Annotated in this window: 22 protein-coding genes and 1 pseudogene; 16 read left to right on the top strand and 7 right to left on the bottom strand. The window is 42.1% G+C overall.

All coding sequences use genetic code 11. The features are described from left to right. Positions 1-132: 132 nt before the first annotated feature. The gene (locus tag VB693_RS14755; protein ID WP_323266918.1) at positions 133-429 is read right to left on the bottom strand and encodes a hypothetical protein; all 297 of its coding nucleotides are present in this window, start codon (positions 427-429) and stop codon (positions 133-135) included. 180 nt (positions 430-609) lie between these two features. Between VB693_RS14755 and VB693_RS14750 the strand changes: the two genes are divergently transcribed. The 10 genes from VB693_RS14750 (at position 610) to VB693_RS14705 (ending at position 8090) form a co-directional block, all read left to right on the top strand. Next, complete coding sequence (locus VB693_RS14750) at positions 610-864, top strand: hypothetical protein (RefSeq protein WP_323266917.1); 255 nt, start codon at positions 610-612, stop codon at positions 862-864. A gap of 53 nt (positions 865-917) precedes the next feature. Beyond that, entirely contained in the window at positions 918-1271 is a 354-nt protein-coding gene (locus VB693_RS14745) for a hypothetical protein (RefSeq protein ID WP_323266916.1), read from the top strand. Between the two features lie 206 nt (positions 1272-1477). Continuing rightward, positions 1478-1894 (top strand): hypothetical protein, encoded by a 417-nt coding sequence (locus tag VB693_RS14740; protein WP_323266915.1) that lies wholly within the window; start codon positions 1478-1480, stop codon positions 1892-1894. Continuing rightward, on the top strand, positions 1887-2594 hold the full coding sequence (locus tag VB693_RS14735) for a hypothetical protein (RefSeq protein WP_323266914.1): 708 nt from the start codon (positions 1887-1889) through the stop codon (positions 2592-2594). Before VB693_RS14740 ends, VB693_RS14735 begins: the two co-directional genes overlap by 8 nt. Before the next feature lie 411 nt (positions 2595-3005). Further along, positions 3006-3194, top strand: a complete 189-nt coding sequence (locus tag VB693_RS14730; protein ID WP_323266913.1) for a hypothetical protein — start codon at positions 3006-3008, stop codon at positions 3192-3194. 199 nt (positions 3195-3393) lie between these two features. Beyond that, positions 3394-4680, top strand: a complete 1287-nt coding sequence (gene iscB, locus VB693_RS14725; RefSeq protein ID WP_323266912.1) for an RNA-guided endonuclease IscB — start codon at positions 3394-3396, stop codon at positions 4678-4680. A 160-nt stretch (positions 4681-4840) separates the two neighbouring features. Continuing rightward, positions 4841-5254 (top strand): hypothetical protein, encoded by a 414-nt coding sequence (locus VB693_RS14720; protein ID WP_323266911.1) that lies wholly within the window; start codon positions 4841-4843, stop codon positions 5252-5254. Then, entirely contained in the window at positions 5251-5955 is a 705-nt protein-coding gene (locus VB693_RS14715) for a hypothetical protein (RefSeq protein ID WP_323266910.1), read from the top strand. Before VB693_RS14720 ends, VB693_RS14715 begins: the two co-directional genes overlap by 4 nt. Before the next feature lie 11 nt (positions 5956-5966). Beyond that, positions 5967-7784: a hypothetical protein gene (locus VB693_RS14710; RefSeq protein ID WP_416233390.1), complete on the top strand. Its 1818-nt coding sequence runs from the start codon at positions 5967-5969 to the stop codon at positions 7782-7784. 111 nt (positions 7785-7895) lie between these two features. Then, complete coding sequence (locus tag VB693_RS14705) at positions 7896-8090, top strand: hypothetical protein (protein WP_323266908.1); 195 nt, start codon at positions 7896-7898, stop codon at positions 8088-8090. Positions 8091-8518: 428 nt separating this feature from the next. Here the strand turns inward: VB693_RS14705 and VB693_RS14700 are convergent, their stop codons facing one another. Then, a complete protein-coding gene (locus tag VB693_RS14700; protein WP_323266907.1) occupies positions 8519-8698 on the bottom strand; it encodes a hypothetical protein in 180 nt (59 codons plus the stop codon). A 61-nt stretch (positions 8699-8759) separates the two neighbouring features. Between VB693_RS14700 and VB693_RS14695 the strand changes: the two genes are divergently transcribed. After that, positions 8760-9992: a transposase gene (locus tag VB693_RS14695; RefSeq protein ID WP_323266906.1), complete on the top strand. Its 1233-nt coding sequence runs from the start codon at positions 8760-8762 to the stop codon at positions 9990-9992. Between the two features lie 450 nt (positions 9993-10442). On the opposite strand, the gene VB693_RS14690 is transcribed toward VB693_RS14695, so the two are convergent. Further along, on the bottom strand, positions 10443-10679 hold the full coding sequence (locus VB693_RS14690; RefSeq protein WP_323266905.1) for a hypothetical protein: 237 nt from the start codon (positions 10677-10679) through the stop codon (positions 10443-10445). Positions 10680-10828: 149 nt separating this feature from the next. Here VB693_RS14690 and VB693_RS14685 point away from each other — a divergent pair, with 149 nt between their 5' ends. From VB693_RS14685 to VB693_RS14670, 4 genes are all read left to right on the top strand, one after another. Further along, a complete protein-coding gene (locus tag VB693_RS14685; protein WP_323266904.1) occupies positions 10829-11119 on the top strand; it encodes a hypothetical protein in 291 nt (96 codons plus the stop codon). Positions 11120-11195: 76 nt separating this feature from the next. Then, positions 11196-11609 (top strand): hypothetical protein, encoded by a 414-nt coding sequence (locus tag VB693_RS14680; RefSeq protein WP_323266903.1) that lies wholly within the window; start codon positions 11196-11198, stop codon positions 11607-11609. A 75-nt stretch (positions 11610-11684) separates the two neighbouring features. Next, complete coding sequence (locus VB693_RS14675; RefSeq protein WP_323266902.1) at positions 11685-12071, top strand: hypothetical protein; 387 nt, start codon at positions 11685-11687, stop codon at positions 12069-12071. 54 nt (positions 12072-12125) lie between these two features. After that, positions 12126-16400: a strawberry notch-like NTP hydrolase domain-containing protein gene (locus VB693_RS14670; RefSeq protein WP_323266901.1), complete on the top strand. Its 4275-nt coding sequence runs from the start codon at positions 12126-12128 to the stop codon at positions 16398-16400. A 405-nt stretch (positions 16401-16805) separates the two neighbouring features. Here the strand turns inward: VB693_RS14670 and VB693_RS14665 are convergent. The 4 genes and pseudogenes from VB693_RS14665 to VB693_RS14650 form a co-directional block, all read right to left on the bottom strand. Next, positions 16806-17144, bottom strand: a pseudogene (locus VB693_RS14665) (methylenetetrahydrofolate reductase); the annotation flags it as partial. Between the two features lie 231 nt (positions 17145-17375). Beyond that, positions 17376-18383: a tryptophan--tRNA ligase gene (trpS, locus tag VB693_RS14660; RefSeq protein WP_323266900.1), complete on the bottom strand. Its 1008-nt coding sequence runs from the start codon at positions 18381-18383 to the stop codon at positions 17376-17378. A 365-nt stretch (positions 18384-18748) separates the two neighbouring features. Continuing rightward, complete coding sequence (locus VB693_RS14655; protein WP_323266899.1) at positions 18749-22960, bottom strand: DEAD/DEAH box helicase; 4212 nt, start codon at positions 22958-22960, stop codon at positions 18749-18751. Between the two features lie 94 nt (positions 22961-23054). Further along, a complete protein-coding gene (locus VB693_RS14650) occupies positions 23055-24821 on the bottom strand; it encodes an SWIM zinc finger family protein (RefSeq protein ID WP_323266898.1) in 1767 nt (588 codons plus the stop codon). Between the two features lie 403 nt (positions 24822-25224). On the opposite strand from VB693_RS14650, the gene VB693_RS14645 reads away from it, so the two are divergent. Next, positions 25225-25674: a pyridoxamine 5'-phosphate oxidase family protein gene (locus VB693_RS14645; protein ID WP_323266897.1), complete on the top strand. Its 450-nt coding sequence runs from the start codon at positions 25225-25227 to the stop codon at positions 25672-25674. Positions 25675-25690 lie beyond the last annotated feature (16 nt).

The raw sequence follows: 25690 nt of genomic DNA, 5'->3' as shown, positions 1-25690 counted from the left end.
TTTTACGTCAAACTCTCTGACGTAATTATACCATGTTACGACCGAATAAATTCGGTCATTCGCTTATATCCCCCGATTAAAAATACGGGGGCTTTACGCTTCACGACTCGTAAATCTGCTTCCACAGTCATATTATTTTGACTGCGAATTAGCCTGGCTGTGGTTTGCATTGCGATCACTTTGTTGTAGCCATCTTAAAATAGTCAATGCCAACTCCCAAGATTCATTTCTATTCCATTTAGGTAAATTGTGAAGTATTCGCCCTTCGATGAGCTTAGGATTTTCTAAGTCTCCACTACGAGCAGCAACAGCATCTTTGACCAGTTGCCCCAGAGTTGCGGCTTGGTTGTTTCGATAATCAGGTTGTCTCTTGATTTCATCAATGATCCATTCAGGAACGGTAATTGTTTTAAATCCTGGTTTCGGCATACACAAGTGAGAATTAGTTTTTTGATATTACGGCACTTTACGTCATAGATGCAAACCTTAGTGCGGTATAGTATGGTAAAAGAAAACAAAGCGCAAAGTATGATCACCCGAAACCAGCGATCATAAATTTGTAAGAGAAGTCTCAACTAATCACTCTACAAGCATATTAATCAAAGGCTGATGAATCAAAACACATACATATTAGAAGAGTTAGACCCATTAGTATTTTGTGAAACTTGGGGATTGACTTATGAAGAAGCATCGAAATATTTAAAAATCAAAGCTCGAACAATGGCAGCTTATGCCTGTCACGGTAAAGTAACAAGACGTAATCCTTCGTCCAGAGTAAAAGCTCTGGCAGCAATGCAACACAATATTTGGATTCAAGAAGGCAAGCAACCTGTAGATAGTAGTCCGTTGTTGGCCATTGCTTAATCAACAATGAATCTATATCTTGAATTAAGTATTGAAACGTTGGAAAAGACAAAATGGCGAAAGGATTTGGAGTAAAAGCTGAGGAACAACTGGGTTATGCACTGCTTTTAGTACCTGAAGTTAAAGCTTATGCTGCAAGATTATCGATTGATTACTTTCCTAAAAATGATGATGGGGATGATGAAGAGTTTATTGGGATGACAAGTCTACTTCAAGAGGCTCAGATATGGAAAAGTCTTAAAGAAGCTAAAAAAGCAATTGATAAATATGCCGACTTTTTAATTTCAGAGGCGGAGAATAATTCACCAATACGTGTCGTAATTAGACGAGTTAAACGCCAAAGTAATGGTGAATTAGTAGATGAACCTGTTGAGTCAATATTTTTAGTTGCCCAAAGCAATACTTAAAAGCTGATAATTCGTTTCCATAAAAGTAATTTATCAACAAAGTTGTCAACAATGTCCATTGCTTACAGAGCCTGGACTTTTTATTATGAAAAAACAAGGTCAATTAACTGTTAATAAACAGTTTGTTAACAGTGAAAATAATATCAAATTGATACTGATATTGACACGGGTATTGACCAACTTAATTTAACTATTGACTACCTAGAATGAATCAATCATGGAGAGAAGAACTTTTTAATCAAGAAATCACAAATTCGGCATTAAACCCCCTAGTTTTACCCATGACAAATGCCAAATCTTTGAGGATTTTAGACATTTGCTATCGAACTTGGGGACGTTGGGAAGAAGTGGCTCAAACTGTAGCTCAGTATAAACTAGCACAAATACAAATGAAGAAATTTGCCGAAGAACACAGCCTTAGATCGCCACCAATTCTTCCTTACCAAGTTTGGGTAGTCGGAAAAGTAGGAGAAATCTTTGCTGGTTTAGCCCAAGGAACAAATAAGTTAAAACTAGCTAAAGCAATTGTGGCGACAAATAAAGCTCTCTACAGCCGTAAAGAATTTGAAGTTGAGCAGATCAGATTCACTCAACCATTAACAGGAGAATTAGAAAATGTTTAACAAAGATACATTCACCCGCCAAGAGTTGTTTGAATTATTGAGTGCCAGTTACAGCCCAGAGAAAATCATTGCTGGGTTAGAAGAGTTGGCCAAAACAGACCCAAGTATTGATCCAAATGGAGAAGAATTTGATGTAGAGGTGAGTGATCGCCTGGAGAAGTTATTTAATCTAGCCGAGACAGTAATAGACGAAGCCAAACGTTTAGGATCTGGAGGAAGTTTGAGCAACTTACAAAGCCAGGCGATAAATACAGCAGTGCAACAATTACAAGCGCAAGGAATTACACAGGAAACATTCAAAGCATTCTTAGAGATTGCGGCGGGGACAACGGTTGCTCAAGCATTTGCCGTTCATAACTTCAAAACGCAATTGTTTGACGACATTTCGCAGGAACTAGATGTCCAATTTTTGCAAGAGCGTACACAAGCAGGTGTAGAAGAAATTGCGCTCATTTACCAAATCATTAAAAACCCCCAAACTAAGGAGAAAATCATCCAAGAGTACGGTCTGAAAACTTCAGCGCAAGTTCAAACCGAAATACAAACACTCACACAAACTTCTACACCTGAGTTTGACGCATTGAAATTTTGTCAGGAGTTAGATTTACCAGTCGGAGAAAAAAAGTCTGTGCAACCCAAGACGATACAGGATTTGCGAAGTCTGACCAAACATTTCTTGAAAAACCAAGCCACCGCTTGAATGTGTTTTGGGACAAATATAAGTGGGGTATCTCTTTTCTGTTTTTCTTAGTCTGTGTGGGGTTATCTATAACAATCCGCATACTACAAGCCCCACAACCAAGCCAAATTACCTTGGATGAGCAAACTCAAACTCTCCCATAAAATCAATTCGCAATTCGCAATGGGCTAACGCCCCGCTCCGCTAACGCAATGGACTAACGTCCCGCTCCGCTCTAAGCGAAGCTATGCCGCAGGCTTTACGCAATTAATTCAGCCACCCACAAGGGGTGGGGTTTTTACTTACCTCGCGAAACAAGGATTTTTTCTCTACGAGACGCTAACGCGAACGCCCACCAGAGGCGTTAGCGTAGCGGGACGCAAGTCCGGTTTTGAACCTATCTTTTTCCGATAAATATAGAAGGTGAGTCAGATGGAAAGAGAAATTCTTGATGCAATCGGCTTTGAGACTCCACAACTAGAAGTAGAACCAGAACCGGTGGTTGAACAAGTTGTAGTTGAGCCTGAGCCAATTGCTAACACAATTGACAATTTTGGCAAGATTTTGGAACAGTGTCAACAACCCGCAACTGACCTAAGTATAGGTACAGTTGGGGCTTGAAAGAGCCTAGTTGACCAGTCTAAGTCTTAACTGACTACGTTAGAGGTAAGAGTTCAAGACCTACCAGGGGATGCGAAGCTAGTCCTCTGCTCTAGAACCGAACGATTAAACAGGCTTAAAAGGGTTAAACCAGTGTCGTTTGGATAGTTACCGACCCCTAACATTGACGAAGCTAACTTTACCCGAAAGGAGGGACATTATGTCCAAAGTATTTGTAATTGATTCAGAAAAACGACCATTAAATCCAATACATCCAGCACAAGCGAGGCAGTTATTACGAAACAAAAAAGCAGCAATTTTTAGAAGCTTTCCTTTTACGATTATTTTCAAGGAAGCTAGACCAGATTCACCTGTAACAAAACTCAGATTAAAGTTAGACCCTGGTGCTAAAACCACAGGAATTGCACTGGTTAGCGATAATACTGGTGAAGTTGTTTTTGCTGCTGAATTAAAGCATAGAGGTTTTGTTATCAGAGATGCTTTAACTTCTAGAAGGCAATTAAGACGTAGTAGAAGAAATCGTAAAACTAGATATCGTCAGCCCAGATTCTTAAACAGAACACACCCACAAGGATGGCTAGCACCGAGCCTACAAAGTCGGATTGAAAATATCAGAACTTGGGTTAAAAGATTGCGTAAATTAGCATCAATTGGAGAGATTAGTCAGGAATTAGTACGTTTTGATATGCAGTTGTTGCGTAATCCTGAAATCGAAGGTAAAGAATATCAACAAGGAACTTTAGCTGGTTACGAAACTAGAGAATATCTTCTAGAAAAATGGAATCGGCAGTGTGCTTACTGTGGTGTACAAAACGTACCTTTACAGATTGAACACATTCACCCACGTTCTAAAGGTGGCTCTAATTCAATCACAAATCTTGCCCTAAGTTGCGAAAAATGCAACATCAAAAAAGGGACTAAAGATATTAGAGACTTCCTCAAAAAAGACCCTATCAAGTTACAAAGAATCCTAGCTCAAGCTAAGAAATCATTAGCCGATACCGCGGCAGCTAATGCTACTAAATACGTATTACTAAAAGCTCTAAAAGCAACTGGTTTAACCGTCGAATGTGGCTCAGGAGGTTTAACTAAATTCAATCGGAATAATCAAAAATTACCTAAAACTCATTGGTTGGATGCTGCTTGTGTAGGTAAATCAACGCCAATTTTAAAGACTAAAGGTATCAAGCCTTTGTTAATAACAGCCAACGGTCACGGTACTAGACAATCATGTCGTACTGACAAATTTGGATTTCCGAATAGATATGTTCCTCAATTCAAATTTGTCAATGGTTTTCAAACTGGTGATATTGTCAAAGCTGTTGTAACCAATGGTAAAAAAATTGGTGTATATGTTGGCAGAATCGCAGTTAGAACTACTGGCAATTTTGATATCTCAACTAAAAAGGGATTGATTCAAGGAATATCTCACAAATATTGTAAAGCTATTCACAAAAAGGATGGTTACTCGTATGGTGCAAACTAAGAAATTAGAAATCCCTCAGATGTTTCTCTTACGGTTTCTGCTATGCCGAAAAATTTTCAAGGAACGTTTCGTAATTTCCCCTCCATTTCTCCCACCACTATATTCGGTACTCCGAATCAGTAGGAGGTCTCCTGGATGTTTAGATGAACCAACTTAAGGCATGAAATACCAAAAACAGGCACTACTAGGATTATTCGGCATGGCTTTAATCGCTAGTCCTTGGTTATCTAAATTACCTGCCCAATTCAACACTTACAATACCGCCACAACTATTCAACAATCTGAGGAATTAGAGCGAATTAAAGCCCAGGAAAGGGCAACGACAGCCGAGAAAATTAACGAGTTAGGAGTTAGTCCCAGTTTTAGCAAATTACGGATTCGCAATTATTTGGATACTCCAAAGCGTAATCCCAGACCCGATACTACAGGTTATTTAGAAGATGAACTGGTTTTTGTTTATGACTCGACAGGTATGTGCATTGGGCGAATCGAAGAACGTCAATGGAAATGGAAATATCGATTTAGTGGTGCTTGCAATGATTCACCACTGTATTCTGATAGAGGTTTTAGATGAGCAATCCCACACCCACTACTCCTAACCCACAACCTAATCCGCAAAATAAACCTCAACGGGGATTAGGTGAATATTTGGAAATTTTAGCTAGATGGATTGTTGAGCTAGTTTCACTGCCATTTATTTTTGTTTCACACATTATTGCCCAATTCATCACCCCAGGTACACCAGGGTACAAACTAGTAGGAGCAATTGGTTTTTGGATTGGTACACTTCTTTCTACCGATAGCATTTGGCAAGTTTTATTTCAAGGAAAACCCATTTTTCCTTGGTTTGAAACTGAATGGATTGGCTGGTTTGGGTGGTTGCAACTACCATTTAATCCACTGTTTTGGATCAGTTTTGGCATCTCTGCATTAGTGCAAGTCATGGAAGCACGAACCCTGCGTGGTAAAGACCCAATCCAAGCTAGGAGGGAGTTTGAGGAATCTAAGCAATATGCTCTAGGTAGCAAACCCACCGGGAATATCGACCTGACCGTGGCTTTATGGGGTGATTACAAACGCGCCGGCATGAAAGAGCGCAATACTGGGGGAGCGATCGCACTGTTTTTCTGGGTACTGGACATCACTACAACATTCGTTGGTCGCTGGCCTTTCCGTTACACTAATCCAGCCGCAATTTTGGGTTGTTTTGCGTATAACTGCGCCTCAATGATGGCTGGTGAGATTGGTTACAACATTTGGAAACTTACTAAGTAGGGACGGAGGCGATGGATCAAAAGATACCAATGCTTGGAACAAAAGAAACGGCACTGTTACGTGGCGATTATCCCAGCATTGAGTATTTGGAAGCTGGCAACATCGCCTCTTGGTTACAGGAGCGACAAGACCAACTACTCATCCGTGCTAGAGATGAACGTAATGGTATGAACCTTGCCAAGTTCATTACTTTAGCGACGGCAGCCACTGGTGCAGTTTGCTATGCGACATCTCCTTTAGCGGTAGTTGGAGCGGTAGTTGCAGGTGTGGGCTACTTGTGGTCTGTGGTACAAGACATCAACGATACTCACCAATTTGCTCCCATTCCCTTTATTCGCGGTAACTTTGTTGAGTTTCTCTCAGCAATGGGTGACAGTGTTGCGCGAGACGAATACTTTGCTTCTCAGAATGAACTGGCCCAGTTGATGCTCCACCTAGAGCCAATGGAGAAATATGAGTTCGCCATGCTCAAGCAATCCTCTCATGTGGTGTGTGAATACTTGAGTGCTGTTGAGTCTGGAAAACGTTTTTACGCTTACCGTTGGTTACTCGACTGGTTTATTCAGCTACGTGGACAGTTTCCCACTCGTGAACAACTGTCTGGGCATTTAGCTCAGGTAACAATTGACCCACGAGTTAACTACCAGCAAGTTACTGTCATTCAACAAGCCATCAAACCACAGAATCTGGGCATCCCCCAAGCTCGGTTTGTAGAGTTACCGCAAGCTACAAGCCCAGAAGATAATTCTTTTTCTTCACCTAATAATCTGACCATCACTCCATTATCCCAAGTATCTATCGCTAGTCAACAAGCTCGCCCTACTGTTAACACTGAAATTTCTACTTACACATCTACACCCCAAACCCAATATGACCTAATCGGACATATTACTAAGAAAGTGACGAATATGCTTTGGGTTGGTGTCCCTGGTTCGGGTAAGGGCATTACTATTAGTAATGCCTTGGATGCTATCAAGCGACTACATCCTGACATACACATCTTTTTTGTTGACCCCAAGGGTGATGAAAAAGAAACTGGTTACTTCGTTGGTCGGGTCGATACTTTAAAACGTGCCAAGATTTTGGAAATGTCCCCCGCCGAAGCAGTCAAGTGGATCAAAGATTGCTTTACCGAGTTTCAGCTGATCACAGGATCTAAACTCATCATTTTAGATGAAGGTACTGCGGTTTGCTCCAAATTCAAGAATACTAAGGGTGAGATTGGTTGGCTCAAGGACAAAATTATCTCTTACTGTTCTTGTGGTGATAGTTCTGGTTGGCACTTTTGGATTGTGGTGCAGAATCCTCACACTGATGACTTGGGTATTTCTGGTGGTCTGCGATCTCAATTAACTGCTGTGGCTTTAGTTCATCCAGATAATGTCCCTGCCTACAATGCCATGATTGCCACACAACTCATCCCCAGCGATCGCAAGATTACTTCGACACAAGTGATGGAGATTGCTGCTTCCTCTCCTGTAGGTCGAGCAGTGTATTACGGTGGGGTGAACGAGTGGCTACCTATGCCTCGGCTAAAAAACTTCTCTGGTTACGACCGCGATCACCACAAGTTTATTGACCAATCACCCAGCAATAAACAATCGAATACGGCCCCGACTAATTCTCCAATTGACACCCCAAAAACTCAAGCTCAACAAATGCTGCTACTGTTAGAAAAAACTCAAGCCAATTCGATTGATGAGTTTATCCAAACTGAGTTGAAATTGGACGGGATTCCACCAGAGCTAATCCGCTTAGGAATTGAAAAATTACTCCAAAATTCTCATCTGAAATATAAGTTCGATGGATTGAATAATCATCAAAATTGAGGAATTAAAACTATGCAAGAGCAACTAGGAATCAACTGGTTTCCTTTGTGTGACAAATGTCATCATGAAATGGCACATTCACGAACTAACTGGATTAGGTGGTAAATAAATATGGCTTGGTCAAAATCGATTTCGTTGGATATTGCTAATAAAATCTTCACGCCCTTATCAGTAACTTTTCAAGAAGGAGGAGATGAAGGCGGATATCTGGCGCGGCATCAGACAAAATGCTTGCGCCGCCCTACGCTAACTGCTTGCTGTATCGCTGTTTTGACTGATTGGGTACAGGTGAAAGAGAAAATTTAAAATGCGCTCATCAAGAGATTTTTTGATATTAGGAATTCTGCCAGAACTGAGAAAGCAAACCCCTACCCCTGCGGCGGTAAAGTTTCGGACTATGAAGATTTCGCTGATCGTTTCCCCACGATCACAATGAACGATATGGGTAAAACTTTTGAGTTCGTTGGTGAATATTAGCAGGAGTGCGATCGCCCTGGGCCAGTTGCGTAAGTCCTGTCTCTATTTTTGGAGGTGCTGCCAGAGATAACAAAACTCATTCCTAGCACTTCTAGAAATACTGTAAATTTTGAAAGAGATTCTAAGATTTTGGATAGTAGTTTTTGAATATGTACAACACGGAATTTTTCAGCTTAAACAGCAAGGAGCCTCTCACCTACCCGAAGGGAGGTGATGAGAGGAATTGCGAGATAAAAACGAAAAGTCCCTTGACCACATCAATCCGCAGGATTGACCGGAAGAGGGACAGTTGAGTTTTTATCAATATCTGGAATTTTTAACGAGTCTATACAATCTTCAATAACGTGTGTCATAGTTGTATCTTTCATTTGAGCATATAAACGCAATTTATCCATCCTTCGCTTACTCATCCGTATTCTTAAATAATCTTCTTTCATGAAATATCCTCAATGTATCCTCGTTCATGTTATCATATCTATAACAGGAGGTAATAAACGGATGAGAACGGCATACCAATACAAGCTACGCCCAACAAATCAACAAGCGCAAGAAATAGACAGATGGTTGTCTATGTGTTGCGCTCAATATAACTATTTGCTGGCAGATAGATTTAACTGGTATGAGCAAAACCGTTGCCCTGTTAATGCCTGTCCTCTCGTTTGCCACTTACCAGAATTAAGGGATAACCCAGAATATTTTGGACAAAAAAGAACACTTCCTAAACTTAAAGAAACGCATCCACATTATAAGGATGTTTACTCTGATGTTTTACAAGATTTAGTTAAGCGAGTCAAGGTGACTTTTGACCGATTTTTAAAAGGTGATAGCAACGGCAAGCGTAGCGGTAGACCAAGGTTTAAGACACGCAACCGTTATCGAACTTTTTTGTATCCAAGGGTCAAGCCTGATTGCGTAAGTAACAGCAAAATATTACTACCCAAACTCGGAAACATTAAAGTTGTTTTGCATCGGCAAATCCCGGATGGGTTCAAAATCAAAACAGCATCTATCACCAAAAAAGCTGATGGCTACTATGTAACCTTAAGCTTGGAAGACTCAACGATTCCTGAAATAAAGCCTGATTTCAACCCGGATTTAATGGCTGGGATTGACGTAGGATTAAAGGAGTTCCTGACTACTTCTGAAGGAGAAACTGTTTCTATTCCCCAACACTACCGGAAAGCTCAAAAACGTTTAAGAGTTATTCAAAAACGTGTTTCCCGTTGTAAAAAAGGGAGTAACCGGAGATTAAAAGCCGTTAAACAGTTGGGTAAGCAGCATAAAAAAGTAGCTGATAAACGCAAAGATTTTCATTTCAAAACTGCTAACAACTTATTGAAAAAATATGACGTAGTAGCGGTTGAAGATTTGAACTTTAAAGGTCTTGCACGTACCCGATTAGCAAAATCTGTGCTTGATGCTGGATGGTCAAGCTTTCTGTCGATACTGACAAACAAAGCCGAAAATGCTGGTTTGTTGGTCATCCCAGTTAAAGCGTCTGGTACAAGTCAAGATTGTTCTAACTGTGGTGTGAAAGTTCCTAAAAAACTGCATGAACGTTGGCACAACTGCCCTAATTGTGGGTGTAGTCTTGACCGTGACCATAATGCAGCGATAAATATAAAAAATAGAGCGGTGGGGCATCCCGTTCTTAAAGCCAAGAGTCTCCTAAGCGATAGCCGGATTGTCTTGGAAGCCTACACTGTACTCGTTGGCGAAAGCCTCTCGTAGAGAAGAGTCAGTGTAGGAGTATGTCACTTTAGAGGAACAATTATCCAGACCAATTTCTTGCGTAGGTTGCCAGAATTACCACGGCAGAAAGTATCAAAATATAGCTCTAATCTGTGCCATTCACCCTCAAGGTTGGATTGATTTTAATTGTCCTGATTTTTCAAAAATCTTCATTGATAATGAGTCTATTAAAAAAATCATTAAAATCATCCAGCCGAATGTTGAAATAGTTAATCACATTGAAAAATCAATTACTTTGGAAGGTAATTTTATCTCATTGACTGGAACTGATGATATTGAGTATTTTATCCCTTGGAAACTAAAATCAGCATCTTTCTTTAGTCGAGGAGAACGTCGTACTTATATAAAAAGTAAAAATTAAAAACTAAGTGAAAAGAAGCTGTCAATACTTATTTGATAGCTTCTTTTTGATTTAGTCAGCTAGAAACTTCACCCATCGCTCTTATATGTCATCGGTCTTGGCTTGCGCTTCTTCAGAGGCACTGGCGATTTCTTGGGAGCTTGCGGTGGTCGGCATTTCTCGCAGTACAAGGGACGCACGCCAAAGGTTTCTCTGGTTGTCGGTTGGTCGCATTGTTTACAAACAAAGTTGAAAACGCGAGTGTGAATTGTACGTTGGTGCGCTCGGACTGTATATTCTCGGACATTGATGGTTTTGCTGGGCATTTTTAAAGGGGATTAATTTGTTTTTATATCTTAACTTTTGCAATAGATAATTCAAGTATTTAGATGTAAGTAGCCACACAGTTTTATATCTGTGCGGCTTTTTTAATGCTTCGCAAAGAGCTTGTGAAAAATCTTCATCCAAATTCAAAATGCAAAACTACGAAATAATTCTCACAAATAACCAAAGTGAGAAGGTATTACAAAACTTAATTACTTTGGGCAATCATACTCACTTTTTAGAAGCTTTAGATGATTGTTATCAGACTCTACTAGGTCGCGGAGATTACTGGTTTGAAACTGATAAAAATACATATTTTACAGTAACTGAATTAGCAACAGATATTGCTATTACTTGTCAGCTTATTGAAGGAGAAATCTTGAGTGCAGTTCCTTTGATATCGGATTTAATTTGGGAGATGCACCCTGCTTTTAATAGTTGATGAAAATTACGAATTGGATATACAGGCATGAGAATGCTTCGCAAAAAGTTTGTGAAAATCGTAATGGAGAAATCAAATGAACTTACAATCGACAATCACCCTCTTAATTGAAATTGTTTTCTGGGCAACTCTACTAGTGCTGATGACTGATTTTGTGAACGGACTTTTTGCCGTTTGGTACAGTCAAAACTTAGCCCCAGTTTCAGTGAATGCACCTCAATTAAATACTGAAACACAACAAATCACCATTAACAAACCACAGTTTGAACAAATACCTGATCCTTGGGAGTTACTAACAGCATCGGAAAATTATAGCCCCGAAATGCAATCAAATGTACTTCTCTTCCCTACATTAAGACTGCTACCGCCAGCAAAAGAAGTTCAAACAAAACGCAAAAGAACTACCAAGAAATCAACTACAACTAAACCCAAATCTGCCAAAGATAAATCGCCTCAAAAAACCAGCAGATCACGCAAGAAAGTTGCTTAGTTCAGAAACATCAGCAATTGAGCGACCAGTTGATATTTATGGTCGCTCAGAATCACCATTGAAGAATCAAAAAAAATGCAAGCAGCGTACTGTGCATTAGTGGTTGCGCTTAAATATGCTCCAGTTGACCCAGATTTTGCGATTGCCCGACAGCATCTACAAGCAGCGATTGCACTTTCTGATGAGTATCACAAGTTACACAACAGTATATTCTGGAAAACATCGCCAGGAAGTATTAAACGGAAAGTGCGCGAAAAATGCAGAAATGCGGCTTTTGATACATATTCGCACTTACTTGAGTTGGCTGACTTGGTAAACAAGTATGCGGCTGATCAAACATCTCGCAATATCCCACCGCCGCAGTCCTGGCAAGAGTTTGTGAACAATCTCGAATGTGCGTTTGAGTGGATTGCGCGTGAGCATTCCGCAGAAATCTACGTTAAGCAGTTGAGTTTGATTTGATACTGCTTTCTTCAAGGCTACGCCAAGTTTTTGTGAAACACTAATATATCTATTATGGTCAGCCAAATCGCTACACAAGGTTCTCTGTTTGACCTACAAACATTTCTGGATTACGGGCAATCAATCCTTAATGTTGCCCAAGAACTAGCTAAGACCTTAATTGATCAACGTCCGCTAACTACCAAAACAATCCAGTCGCAGATGAATCGATGTTTCTCTGGCACTGCGGCTGAGGGGGCATGGCAGTGGAAAGATGCCTACGAAGCTGTGGAAGTTGCGGCAATTCTATATCTGCGGCAAAAGGGACTATCAGAAAATCCTCTGGCTCAATTGCAACTGCTTGAGTCTCTGTGTCCCACGCATACTCGCCGCAGTGAAGAACAATTGCAACTCCAGCAGTTTTCTACACCTTTGTCTCTGGCATACTTGGTTTCTCTAGCAGGACAAATCACTAGCAATGATTTGGTGTTAGAACCATCTGCTGGCACTGGTATTCTGGCTCAGTTTGCAAAACTCCAAGGTACAAGCCTCATGCTTAACGAACTGGCAGAAGACAGAGGCAAGATTTTGCGACGGCTGTTTCCTGGCGTTCCATTGTTCTCTGTGAATGCGGAACAAATCAACGACTATCTGGCAGGGAAAACTCAGCCATCTGTAGTCCTGATGAACCCTCCTTTCTCTACGTCCCCCAAAATCAACAGTCGCAATCCCGATGCAACACCCAGGCATATCAACTCAGCACTACAAAAGCTGACGGACGGTGGGCGGTTGGTAACAATTTCGGCTAACTGGTTTTCTCCCAATAATCCCACTTGGCGCGAGACTTTTGTCAAGATGGAGGAGAAAGCTAGCGTAGTGCTGTCGGTTGGGGTCAGTGGCAAGGTGTACAGCAAGCACGGGACGACGATGGAAACCCGAATTACCGTGATTGACAAAATTCCGGCTGACTCCACTGACATCCCGTGTATCCCCGAAACCCTGGATTTGCCTGAAATACTGGCATTGATTGAGCAGTTGCCGGGGCGTTTGCAGTGGAAGGCTGAAACTACCAAAGCTGCGGCGGCGGTGGGAAAGGTGGTTAAGCTGCCAAAACGTATCATAGTGGCACAACCAGAACCCTCCACAGAAATCCCAGATGTAGTCGTTCTGGAATACGAGGTCATCGAGTGGTCTGCCAGCGAAGGACTGAAAGATGCCCTTTACGAAACCTATCGCCCACAAAGGCTGAGAATCAAAGACGCAAAACCACATCCGTCGCTGCTGTGTGAAAGCGCAGCCCTAGCACTTGTTTCACCACCAGCACCCACCTACAAACCCCATCTCCCAAGTAATATTGTCACCCAAGGATTGCTTTCAGAAGCACAATTAGAAAGCGTGATCTACGCAGGTCAAGCCCATTCTGAGTTTTTGTCAGGCTCATACTTGGTGGATGATTCGTGGGACAATATTAAAGTAGCAGCGAATAGCGAAGAAAATGCCGTTAGATTTCGCCGTGGCTGGTTTCTGGGTGATGGCACAGGTGCAGGTAAAGGGCGACAATGTGCGGGAATCATCCTCGACAACTGGTATCAAGGACGAAAGAAAGCCATCTGGATTTCCAAAAGTTCTGCCCTTATTGAAGATGCACGACGAGACTGGTGTGCTTTGGGTGGTGCTGAAAAGGACATTATCGACCTGAGTAACATCAAACTAGGTGAAACCATCCCCTTCACTCACGGCATTCTGTTCTGCACCTACTCAACTATGCGCTCCCAAAAGAACGGCAAAAGTCGGCTTAAGCAAATTGTTGAGTGGGCTGGCAAGGACTTTGAGGGTGCGATCACCGAAGGTGGGTCTTCGACCATCGCATTTGACGAGTGCCACGCAATGGGCAATGCAATGGCTCAAGAGGGGAAACTGGGCATGGTCGCAGCATCCCAGCAGGGTATTGTTGGGCTTCGACTGCAAAACGCACTTCCTCTAGCACGAGTCGTGTACGTTTCTGCCACCGGCGCAACCAAAGTATCTAACTTGTCCTATGCTAACCGTTTAGGGCTTTGGCAAACCGGCGACTTCCCGTTTACCTCCCGTGAGGATTTTGTGGAATCCATTGAGGGCGGTGGTATTGCGGCAATGGAAGTGGTGGCGCGGGATTTGAAGGCGTTGGGTCTGTATCTGGCGCGATCGCTCTCCTTTGAAGGGGTAGAGTACGAGATGTTAGAAATCGAACTCACTCCTACTCAGGAATGTATTTATAACAGATACGCCGATGCCTTTCAAATCATCCACAATAACCTTCATAAAGCCCTAGAAGCTTGTAACATCACTGGTGCGAAAACATACAATCGTATGGCCAAAATGTCTGCATTGTCTCAGTTTGAATCTCACAAGCAAAGATTCTTTAACCATTTGCTTACGGGGATGAAGTGTCCCATGCTGATCAAAGCAATTGAGAGTGATTTAGCTGCGGGTAATGCTGTTGTAATTCAGATAGTTTCTACCAACGAGGAATTATTGAAACGCCGACTCAATGAAGTTCCGGCAGAAGAATGGAAAGATTTAAACCTTGACTTAACTCCCCGTGAGTATGCGATGGATTATCTCATGAGTGCATTTCCCGTACACTTACACGAGATTTACTCTTCCTCTGAAGGAGATGAGCGTTCTGAACCAGCCTTTGATGCCGATGGTTCTCCAATTGTATCTCAAGAAGCTGTGGACTTAAGAGATGCCCTGGTTGACCGACTAGCAAGCCTTGACCCTATTCCTGGTGCTTTAGAACAACTGCTGTGGCACTTTGGTCACAAACAGGTGGCTGAAGTTACAGGTCGTAGCAAGCGAGTTCTCAAGGATGATTCTGGGCGTTTGTTTGTGGATTCTCGTGGTAGTGGTGCTAACATCGCGGAGACTACCGCATTCATGGCTGATGAGAAACAAATAATCATCTTCTCTGATGCTGGTGGTACTGGTCGTAGCTATCATGCTGACCTCAACGCACAAAATCGTAGACGGCGATCGCACTATTTGCTCGAAGCCGGTTGGAGGGCTGATAACGCGATTCAAGGGCTTGGGCGATCGCACCGGACTAACCAAGCCTCAGCACCAGTGTTCCGTCCAGTTACTACTAATGTGCGCGGTGAACGTCGATTCATCAGCACGATTGCTAGACGGCTGGACAGCCTGGGCGCACTGACACGGGGGCAACGGCAGACTGGGGGGAATGGAATATTCGACACTAAGGATAATCTTGAATCCCAGTACGCAGAGTACGCACTGTATGAGTTATTCAAGCAAATCTTCCAAGGTCGATTCTATGAAGTTCCACTAGGGACATTCGAGCAGATGACAGGACTATCGCTAACATCTCACGAAGGCGGTATGAAAATAGATTTGCCACCTCTGCGACAGTTCCTCAATCGGCTGCTGGCTTTGAGGATTGGGATGCAGAATGTCATATTCGAGAGGTTCGAGTTGTTGCTTTCTCAACAAATTGAAACTGCGATCGCAAATGGTATTTTTGAAGTTGGTGTAGAAACTCTTCGGGCTGAACACTTTACCATTGATAGTCAGGAATCGGTTTATACACATCCTCAAACTGGTAGCGTGACCAATTACCTGAAGATTGAGCGAGTTCAACGGAACAACATCAGAACGGCTGAGGAAATGCTGGAGTTTGTTGGCAAGTATCAGGGGCAATTTCTGATCAACTCCAAGTCTGGGAATGCGGCCGTGTCAATTCCTACACATAGTTTCTTTGACTCTGATGGTGGTGTTGTTCCACGGGTTCTACTGGTGCGTCCACAGAAAGAGACGCGCCTACCTGTTAATAAGCTTTCATCTTCCACTTGGCAGCAGGTTTCGGCTGAGGCCTTTGTTGCGGCATGGTCGAAGGAGGTAGACGAACTGCCCAGATTCACTACTGATTATCTTCACCTTGTGACAGGCATACTGCTACCAATCTGGAAAATTCTGCCTCAGAAGAACAGCCGGGTGTTCCGATTGCAAACTTCGGATGGACAGAAGGTTCTGGGGCGCGTGGTCAATGCACAAGATATTCAATCTGTGGCAGAACAGCTTGGTATGAAAAACAAGTTGTTGAGTCCAGGAGAATTGGTTTCACTGGTGCTGAACGAAGGGTACTCTCAGCAGTTGCCGGGTGGCGTAACTTTGCGACGTTCTTATGTTGCTGGTGAGCCACGTCTAGAAGTAGTCGATGCCCTTCCACTGGCTGATCAGCTTGTGGCTGTTGGATGTTTCACCGAAATTATTCAATGGCGCAAGCGGGTGTTTGTACCAACGGGAGAGCGCGCTGCTGGTGTGCTGGCGGCGGTGATTGGGATTTTGGGGTGATCAGGGTAAAGCGATAGGAAAAACCCTATCGCTTGATTTTTTCTAAAATTCTAGTGTGCAGTTGCAATTTTTGTAAATCTTATTATTAGCCGAATTTTTCTGGATTGATTCCACAGCTTTTCCACAAGTATCTTCGGGATGATCGCCTGCTTTTACTGGGTCGCCAGTCAAAGCTAAAATAACCTGAGTTCGGGATAAGAAATCCTCAAAACCCTTGATTCCTCGTTGTTTGGTCTGAAGCTCTGTTTTAATTTCTTCTCAATAAGGCATATTGTTGAGATTAGACTCATTTGTGAACCTTATTGACAAAATGATTGATCTCTAATCGCTTCTTTTATTACTTAGAGTTATGCTTAATCCTTACGGAACAAGCTTTTTAGCTTCTGGCTTAACCCGAACTCAGGTTAAAATATTACGAATACCAAGGGCGTGTGCGCCCATGAGGTCGGCTTGTAAACCAATACGGTTGCGATCGCGGCAAGCCATCTGACAAATTGGTTCAATCCCATTTTGTAACAAAATAACTGAAGCTACCAACGAAGACATCCGCAACACTGCACGGCTACCATCGGTAATATTGACAGCATGAACCCTCTCTTTAAGGGTCGCCGCCATTTCAATCATGTGGGTGGAATTTCCCCCTTTTGGTGGTGCTACCTCGGCGGTAACTAAAAATTCTCCCGCTTGTGCGGCTTGACGGAAATTACTCAATGTACTATAGCTAGGGCTATGGTTATGTTCTATAATGTTGATAAGTGGTTTCTCTTCAAGGGTATTATGAATCCCACCTTAAAGAGAAATTGTTAGGGACTAGGGACTATTCAATTCAAAATTCAAAATTAAAGAACCTCTGAGGATTGGGGACTGGGTACTGGGAAGAAGTAGGTGAGAAAAACTCTTAACTAGCACCGGCTAAACGCCGCGCTACCGCTAACAGCACTCTCTACTTAGCACTCTCTACTCAGCACTCATCACTCACAAAGGCATTGAATAACCCAACGCAGCTTTTACATCTCTTAGGGTTTGGTTGGCGATGGCTTCGGCTTTTTCTCTACCATCACGCAACACAGACTCTAGATAACCTTTGTCATCCATGATTTGCTGATATTTTTCTTGGATGGGTTTCAAAGCATTAATTGCTGTTTCGGTGAACAATGGCTTAAATTGTCCCCAGCCCATATCTTGACACTCAGCATCGACTTCTTCCTTGGTCTTGCTAGAGAGTAGCATATACAACGTTAGCAAGTTGTTGCACTCTGGGCGTTCTGGGTCGTCAAAGGTTAAGCCGCGTATTGGATCGGTTTTACAGCGTTTAATTTTATTCGCAATTTGATCTGGTGCATCTAAAAGATTAATCCGGCTTAACTCTGAAGGATCGGATTTAGACATTTTGCGTGTCCCATCCGTTAGACTCATCACTCTCGCGCCTTCCTTACGGATTAAAGGATCTGGCAATTTTAGCACAGGCTGATCCTTGGCGAATTGGTGATTAAATCTGTTGACAATATCCCGTGTCAGTTCTAAGTGTTGTTTTTGATCTTCACCCACCGGCACTTTATCAGCTTGATACAACAAAATATCAGCCGCCATCAGCACTGGGTACATTAACAAACCTGCACCAACATTTTCCCCTTGTTTGACTGCTTTTTCTTTAAACTGAATCATGTCTTGCAGCCAATTTAGGGGTGTGATGCAATTGAGTAACCAAGCGAGTTCACTATGGGCTGAAACGTGGGATTGAATAAAGATGTTGGAGTGGTTTAAGTCAATACCACAGGCTAAATAAAGTGCAGCAATTGTATAACTGTCTGCTGCCAAGGTCGCTGGATTATGCGGTACAGTAATCGCGTGTAAATCTACGACACAAAAGAAATTATCATACTGGTCTTGGATTTCTACCCAGTTGCGAATTGCGCCTAAGTAGTTACCCAAGTGCAAATTACCAGTTGGTTGAACTCCAGAAAGAACACGCTGCTTACCCATAAATTATCCAGTTTATTAATCTCAAATACCCACCGTGGAAAGTGGCGATGGCAAAACACCTTTCATTTTGACATTTTCCAGGGTAACTGGAGATCATATCTGGGTCCCAGATGGGTCAAACATCAGATTTTCTGATTATTTTAACCAGCAAATTTTCAGAAAAATCAAAAAATTATCCTTGTTGCCCAAGGTATTACTGTATGAAAAAATCACAATATCGTTCGTTAACATACTTCGGGTTTCATCACCCTCGCTGAAGCGGAGGGGTTCTCACCCTCCCACTCACTATATTCTGATAGACATCAGTAAGTCCTTGTATAAGGACGAAATGGTGGTAGGAGGTTATAAATCTCGTAGTGGGAAGTTCAACCTTCACTAATCAACTGTAACAAAGCTTCCGTTGATATCTTGCCACTCATATCAGCACCTTCCAATAGGCTGTCTGCTAAGTCTCGCTTGTGGTGATGCAATTCTACAATTTTTTCTTCAATAGTATCCTTTGCTACTAAGCGATAAATTGTCACTGGGCGTTGTTGACCAATGCGATGGGCGCGGTCTGAGGCTTGGTCTTCCACGGCGGGATTCCACCAGGGGTCTGTATGGATGACATAATCGGCGGCAGTTAGATTAAGTCCTGTACCTCCCGCTTTGAGGCTAATGAGAAAGACATCGCCGTTCCCTGCTTGAAACGCATCCACCCTTTTTTTGCGCTCGGCTACGGAAGTGCTGCCATCTAAGTATTGATAATGAATACCTTGCTTCTCCAAGTAATCTCGGATGATGTGTAAATGGTCAACAAACTGACTAAACACCAATGCCTTATGGCGATTTTCTAGAAGTTCACCCAACACCTCACCAAAAAGTTGCAACTTGGAACTAGATAATTCAGTATCAGGCATCACCAAGATGGGATTACAGCAAGCGCGACGCAGTTTCATAATCTCAGCTAAAACTTGCAAATGTTTATTTCCGGCTTCTGCACCACTTTCACTGAGTTTAGATATAGCCTGACGGCGCAATGCTTCATAGAATGCCTTTTCCTCATGACTCAACTCCACATGAAGTAGAATTTCGGTACGAGAAGGTAGCTCTTCTAGCACCTGATTTTTAGTCCGTCGCAAGAGAAATGGTTGAATCAGTTTTTTGAGTTTATTGCGTGCAAGTTTATCCTGATATTTTTCAATGGGAATAGCAAAGCGTTGATTGAAGCTTTCAAAAGAACCCAATAATCCAGGATTAATAAAGCGGAACAGATTCCACAATTCGCCCAGGTGGTTTTCAATGGGAGTCCCAGTAGTCAGTAACTTAAAATTAGATTTCAGGTTCATGGCTGCCTGGGAACGTTTAGTGGTCATATTTTTGATCGCCTGGGCTTCATCCAGAACAATCGTTTGCCACTGTACCCCAGAGAGCATTTGCGCTACTTCTTCCTGCTGCAATAAACCGTAACTGCATACCAACATATCCAACGGTTGTAACCCATCCAGTAATTTTTGGCGGTTAGCACCACTAAATTGAATAATATTTAGGGTTGGGGCAAACTTCTGGGCTTCACTCACCCAGTTCATACACACGGAAGTCGGGGCAATAATTAAGGTTGGCCCCTCATGGGCGTTTCTCAGGATGACAGCCAAGGCTTGCACGGTCTTACCCAGTCCCATTTGGTCTGCTAAACAAGCACCCACACCCCAATGTGCCAGCCGCGCCAGCCAACAGAATCCATCCATTTGATAGTCACGTAGTTCTGCCTGAAATGTAGACGGGAGTTCTGGTTGGAGATTTTTCACCTCCTGGAGACGCTGGATATGTGTTTTCCAGTGTTTATCGGCCTTTACCTTACCTACTTCATCAACAAAATCCTCTAATCCTAATGTTGCCAATGGGTGAAAACGGATACCTTTACTATGTTTTTCCGAAAACATCCGCAATTCGTCCAGACGTTTGCGAAAAGCTTGGGTTAAAGCCAGAAATTGACCATCACCAAGAGGGATAAAACGACTGGGGGTTTTCTCCAATAGTTCTAGTAGCTGCTGCATATCCAGCACTAGGTCGCTATTCAATTTCAACTCACCAGTGGCGGCAAACCAGTCTTGTTGACGTTGAATTGATAAATTAAAGTCCTTCAGGTCTGCATGGTGGCTAACACGTAGTTTTTCTCCTTCTGGCCATGCCATGACTACGCTGTTTCCCAATCCTTGCAGTTCTAGCAGCAGTTCTAAACATTCCTCTGGGTCAACTATAATCCATTCACCATCTTGTTCTTCAGTTCGCGTCAAGGTAGGGCAGGCGGCTACAGCGTTTTTGGCCAGTTGCTTCTCTTCGGGCAGATTGCGTCTGGTTTGCAGACGTTGACCGTCAATCTCGGCAATAACAGTTTCACCACCAGCACCAGGACGGTAGTAGGGGCCACCTTGGGCAAAGGGGCGGGACAAAATGGTGACTTTCAAGCCAGTATTGGCTGGTAAGAGGTGAATATGGGGGAGAGTCTGGGCGGTTACTTCTTCTGCACCTTCTGAGCCGCCACCGATGTCAGAATGCACCGTGACGATGCCAGAGACGGCATTAATAGCTGCCAAAACTTGCTTCTCGGCGATCGCAGGCACATTTAATTTATTATCTTTACCAAGGATCTCTGTAATACGTCGATGTTCGGCAGTGATTTCAATGACTTTAATCCGGGTTGGCGTTTCTTTAATATTCAGAATATTCTGTGATTCTGGTAACTTGGGAGAAAATTCCAAGGTGAGACGACCAAGTTTTTCTTTTTTGACTAGTAGTTCCGGTTCTCCTTTAACAATTTCTACACGGATGTTGGGTGTATCTTCCCAAAAAACCAACGGGTGTCCAATTAAGGCAGAGATGGCTTTTTCATTGAACATATACTCAACTTTGCCGTAATAGCCCTCACTATATACCTCAATACAACTACATACCCGCATATCTTGGGATGTGATGTAATCAAACTCAGATAATCCACTGTTCAGACGCTTGAGGGCTATAGGACGACCTTTACTCCACTCTCCTTTGGCATTAACTTTCTGTTCCTTTGGTTGCAAGACACATCTGCTGGGATAGAAGGTAATGAACCATGCTAAACGCAGTTCTGACTCTGCTTTTGGGTGTGTTTGTGATTCTTTCTGGAGATTTGCTAGGGCATTTAAGCACATTTCCCAAGCTTCTTGGGGTTGAATTAGGTCTACGATGGAATGGAAACTGCTATCTTCTCGCAGTGTTGCTGCTTGTTGATGATAGTTACTGCTTGGTTTGAGCCGGGATAGGAGTTCTGCGGTTTCCATTGCCAACCAGTGATGACCGGAGGCAAGCGATCGCCTATATAATGGCTCTAATAAATTAGGTAAGCGTTTTTTGGCACTATCAGCATCCATCCAGTAAAGGCATAGTGAACAAAACAATGTTTGTAAACTATTTTCTTCTTCTACGGAAGAAATATGGGAACTGACTACAAATTGTTTTTTGGTAATATCACCTTGCTGGACTTGCAGTACCATTTCCAGTCTGGCATAAATAAACCTCAGCCAATTATCTGATTGGCGGGAAATCAGATTGGCGTAATCTTCTGCTTCTCGCAGGCGTTGTGCTGAACCATTTTTTAATAATGCTAGGATGAAAAATAAGCCGCCTATAGTATTGAAATATATTTGGCGTTTGCCTGTAGCTTTTTTCAGGGCTTTGAGAGCATCTGTATAATATTTAATAGCTTGGTCGTTCTCTCCCCGCAGAAAACTCAACCAACCCCAAAAAACGGCAGCGTTATCTTGATATTCATCAGATATCCTCTCCAAACTCTCTTGTGCTTCTTGGCTACAACCTCTTAACAGCAATTGCTCTGTTAAAATCAAGTGCAAATAATCTGAATGATATTTTCCATCTGTAGAGCATTCTGATTCCAGTAAGGTAAACGCATCTTCGGACGCAGACAATTTTAATGTGGCATTGAGCAGGATACTAGATATGCAGCTTTCAAATAATCCTTGAGGTAGGGTATGCAGCCAATCTGCATCAAATGGATTATTGCATATCTGCTCTAATATCTTTTCTATCGCTAGTTTTTCTTCGCTATAACTGTATTTCTGGTAATCTTCAATTTGCTTATTAATAAAATCAGGGTCTTGGCGGTAAAAACCTATGCGGATTTCTCTGATACACTGGTGCAGGCTTTGGAACATCCGAGATTCATTTTGCCAGTGCTTCCGTATGGGTAGCTTTTCCTCCACTGCTGTGACTAGAATTTCAAACTGTCCAGTTTGGACAGCATGACGAGTAGCTATTTCTGTGAGTAAAGGATGGCATTCAGGACCTGATCTAATTTCCTGTACTAATAAACCTGATTTTACCAATTTATCAATTTTGGGACTGAGGGTTTTAGTACCCCAAGGTTTATTATTTTCATCTAACGCACCTGTTTTACTAATACAACTTACCAGGGAATTTTTGTCTATGGGTGCATAAATTACCGAAAATAACTGGATAATTTTTTGTATAGAAGGGTGTAACTCGAAATATTTTTTAGCGAGTTGTGCTTGTAGTTTTGTGGAATTAATTTCAAAAGTAGTCATAAGCTGTTCGTGGTCTAGTTTTATAAGGTAATCTAAGGCTGCAAATGGGTTCAAGTGCTAAATGATCAAATTTAGATGTGCGTCAGCTTACTATTTATTTATTCAGTTCTTTAAATAATTCCATTAATTTACGTTTACGTCCATGAGTGGCTTCTAGTTTTGAGCGATAAACAGACCACTCAGCTTTTTGTTCAAGTTGAAAATAAGCATTTTTTACTTTTTTCAACCAACTAACTGCCGCATCATAACGGTCAGCTTTCCCTTGTTCCATAATTGGTTCTGCCCGTTTGCAAGCATTATTAATTACCCAATCAGGATGATGAAAAACCGCTGCATCCATGACTCGATGAACCAATTTTGAAGCATAGTAACTATCATTTTCTACTGTTGTAATTGCATCATCAATTAATCCTTCATGCAGGAAAATATCAACCTTTGCTTCTTGAATTCCCCAATCTGGTTGACTTCGGAGTGTTTGTAGGAAATCTTGTTTGACTGTCAACCAAGTTTCTCCTGCCAAGTCTTCCACTTTTCTATAGTCTCGAAATGATGGTTTAATTTTGAAGGCAATGATGCTGGCAGTTAACGCAGTGGCATTATCGTCTAATCCTTGGGCTAAATCACTTGTCCAAGTAGCAAATTCATATAAACAGTTACCGGATAAATGTATACCTGCTTGAGATATTTCCAATGCTTCAACTAAATACCCATCTTCTCGCAATATTTTGGCTAGCGCAAAACCCTCTTCTGCTCTTTCCATCAGGATTTTAGCCGCAGACATAGCCTCCTCTACTCTTCCCAAAGCTGCTAATTGCGTCAGGTATTGCAGAGTCATTTCTTCTGCTAAAGCTAGATTTAAATACTCTGTATAACGATTTTGGCGTTCCAGAATTTGCAAGCGAATAAATGCTAAATCATCAGCAAAGCTTGGTCGTTCATTTTCCCAAAGTTCTGCGGTGTCATCTCCCTGCATCATCTGTTGCAGAGGTTCGTAATCCCAACCTTGACGCAATGCTGACAAACTCATACTAAAGTCAGCACTGATTTCGTCTTGCCATGATTCCAACATCACCTGCAAATCTACTATTTCTCCTTTAGATATCTCTGCACACAAAATTGCTTCTGTCCATGCGCTGTCAAGAGGTTCTGCAATGGAATAACTGTCTCCGCCGTAATCTAGTAACTCGTCCCATTCTTCGGCATAAGTTGCGGTGATAGTTTCGAGAATAGCGATCGCATTCTTACCATCTCCATTTTCCGCCAACTCTCGTGCTTTCCCAATTACAGCCAGTAAATCATCGGTAAATGGGTCATCTTCTGTACCATACTCTAATTCCTTCAATCCATCCTGCAAAATCCGCTTGACATGAGAGCGAAAAGGTGATGTATCAATTTTACTTTGACGGCTAGAAGGATGTTTTTCTATCAGTTTCGGCAAATTTATTAAACTTACAAACTCATCAATATCATCAATTAATTCTGGTCTACTTTCCACCAGTTCTTGCAGTAATCGCTGTGCTTGGACAAGATCAAGGTGATTTAATAATTTTTCCAGGGTTGGACGTTCTTCAATTTTCTCTAATTGACGTGAACAGGTTAATAAGGTGGCAACTATATGTTTACACCAACCATCATAATCATAAGCACAGGTACAATAAACTGAGGTAATTCCGCCTACATCAAAACGAATACTGACTTGGTATGGTGTAATTTCGCTACCCTCTACCTCTGCCTGAATCAGATTGCCTCGTTTTTTGAGATCAGCGATTGCTCCCTTGCGGTAATATTCTTCACCACAACTGTAGGATAAAGCGTTTGAGTTGTGGCGTATTATTGCTTCAGAAATTGCTGGAATCGACATAGCACCCAAGTGTTTTATTTCTAGCTTACGCTTAAACTGCCTCTACCTTGATTTTCGTGCCGACTTCGACGATGTTCTATGTACGCCAAAGTATTTCTCACTACGATAACGCAAAGTGCTAATGCGCGACGGCTTAACCGCCTGCCATAGAAGATACAAGCCTGTATAGGGTGCTTCAGCGAGAGAAAACCTAGAAATACCAAATATAATCCAATTAATTCAAAAATTGATGAACCTATCTCTATGGACATATATAAAAAAGGCTATTTTAGAATAATTCTGTCTTTGGACTCACGTAATTAACAAAAGAAAAGTGAACACTGGAGAGTAGGTTGAAAAGCTCTTGACTGATAGTGGTGAACAACTCTAAGCCAGGCAAAAGTAAAGAAATATAGTAAAGTCAATGACAACTTCTTCTTCCATAGACCGCGATCAAGAAATTCAGAACCTACGTAAACTGATAGCAGACATTGACAGTGGGATGTTGACTACAGTTGATGAAGATGGAAGTTTGCATAGTTGCCCTATGTCAACTAATGGCAATATCGACGCTGATGGTGTGCTGTGGTTTTTTATTTACAGCAGTTCTCATAAGGCAACAGAAATTAAACACCATCAGTATGTCAATGTCAGTTTTGTTTCACCTGATCGACAAAGATATATTTCTATATCAGGTACAGGACAACTGCTGCAAGACCGTAAAAAAATAGAAGAAAAATGGAAGTCGCAACTGCAAATGTGGTTTCCTAAAGGTCTGGATGAACCGGATCTGACTTTACTCAAGGTTAATGTTAACAAGGCTGATTACTGGCAAAGTACATCAAGCTTTAAGCCAAAAACAATTATTTTTTGAGATTTCATGCGTAGAA

The sequence above is a fragment of the Anabaena sp. UHCC 0399 genome (assembly GCF_034931465.1).
Classification (GTDB): Bacteria; Cyanobacteriota; Cyanobacteriia; order Cyanobacteriales; family Nostocaceae; genus Trichormus; species Trichormus minutissimus.
Note: the sequence above shows the minus strand (reverse complement) of the source record. Positions and strands in the feature narration are given on the sequence as shown.

Coding starts and splice junctions, on each gene's coding strand:
- VB693_RS14720 (WP_323266911.1), top strand. CDS start 4,841: ATGAAATACCAAAAACAGGCACTACTAGGATTATTCGGCATGGCTTTA.
- trpS (WP_323266900.1), bottom strand. CDS start 18,383: ATGGGTAAGCAGCGTGTTCTTTCTGGAGTTCAACCAACTGGTAATTTG.
- VB693_RS14655 (WP_323266899.1), bottom strand. CDS start 22,960: ATGACTACTTTTGAAATTAATTCCACAAAACTACAAGCACAACTCGCT.
- VB693_RS14700 (WP_323266907.1), bottom strand. CDS start 8,698: ATGAAAGAAGATTATTTAAGAATACGGATGAGTAAGCGAAGGATGGAT.
- VB693_RS14750 (WP_323266917.1), top strand. CDS start 610: ATGAATCAAAACACATACATATTAGAAGAGTTAGACCCATTAGTATTT.
- VB693_RS14670 (WP_323266901.1), top strand. CDS start 12,126: ATGGTCAGCCAAATCGCTACACAAGGTTCTCTGTTTGACCTACAAACA.
- VB693_RS14715 (WP_323266910.1), top strand. CDS start 5,251: ATGAGCAATCCCACACCCACTACTCCTAACCCACAACCTAATCCGCAA.
- VB693_RS14680 (WP_323266903.1), top strand. CDS start 11,196: ATGAACTTACAATCGACAATCACCCTCTTAATTGAAATTGTTTTCTGG.
- VB693_RS14745 (WP_323266916.1), top strand. CDS start 918: ATGGCGAAAGGATTTGGAGTAAAAGCTGAGGAACAACTGGGTTATGCA.
- VB693_RS14645 (WP_323266897.1), top strand. CDS start 25,225: ATGACAACTTCTTCTTCCATAGACCGCGATCAAGAAATTCAGAACCTA.
- VB693_RS14685 (WP_323266904.1), top strand. CDS start 10,829: ATGCAAAACTACGAAATAATTCTCACAAATAACCAAAGTGAGAAGGTA.
- VB693_RS14755 (WP_323266918.1), bottom strand. CDS start 429: ATGCCGAAACCAGGATTTAAAACAATTACCGTTCCTGAATGGATCATT.
- VB693_RS14650 (WP_323266898.1), bottom strand. CDS start 24,821: ATGTCGATTCCAGCAATTTCTGAAGCAATAATACGCCACAACTCAAAC.
- VB693_RS14675 (WP_323266902.1), top strand. CDS start 11,685: ATGCAAGCAGCGTACTGTGCATTAGTGGTTGCGCTTAAATATGCTCCA.
- VB693_RS14695 (WP_323266906.1), top strand. CDS start 8,760: ATGAGAACGGCATACCAATACAAGCTACGCCCAACAAATCAACAAGCG.
- VB693_RS14710 (WP_416233390.1), top strand. CDS start 5,967: ATGGATCAAAAGATACCAATGCTTGGAACAAAAGAAACGGCACTGTTA.
- VB693_RS14705 (WP_323266908.1), top strand. CDS start 7,896: ATGGCTTGGTCAAAATCGATTTCGTTGGATATTGCTAATAAAATCTTC.
- VB693_RS14730 (WP_323266913.1), top strand. CDS start 3,006: ATGGAAAGAGAAATTCTTGATGCAATCGGCTTTGAGACTCCACAACTA.
- VB693_RS14690 (WP_323266905.1), bottom strand. CDS start 10,679: ATGCCCAGCAAAACCATCAATGTCCGAGAATATACAGTCCGAGCGCAC.
- VB693_RS14735 (WP_323266914.1), top strand. CDS start 1,887: ATGTTTAACAAAGATACATTCACCCGCCAAGAGTTGTTTGAATTATTG.
- VB693_RS14740 (WP_323266915.1), top strand. CDS start 1,478: ATGAATCAATCATGGAGAGAAGAACTTTTTAATCAAGAAATCACAAAT.
- iscB (WP_323266912.1), top strand. CDS start 3,394: ATGTCCAAAGTATTTGTAATTGATTCAGAAAAACGACCATTAAATCCA.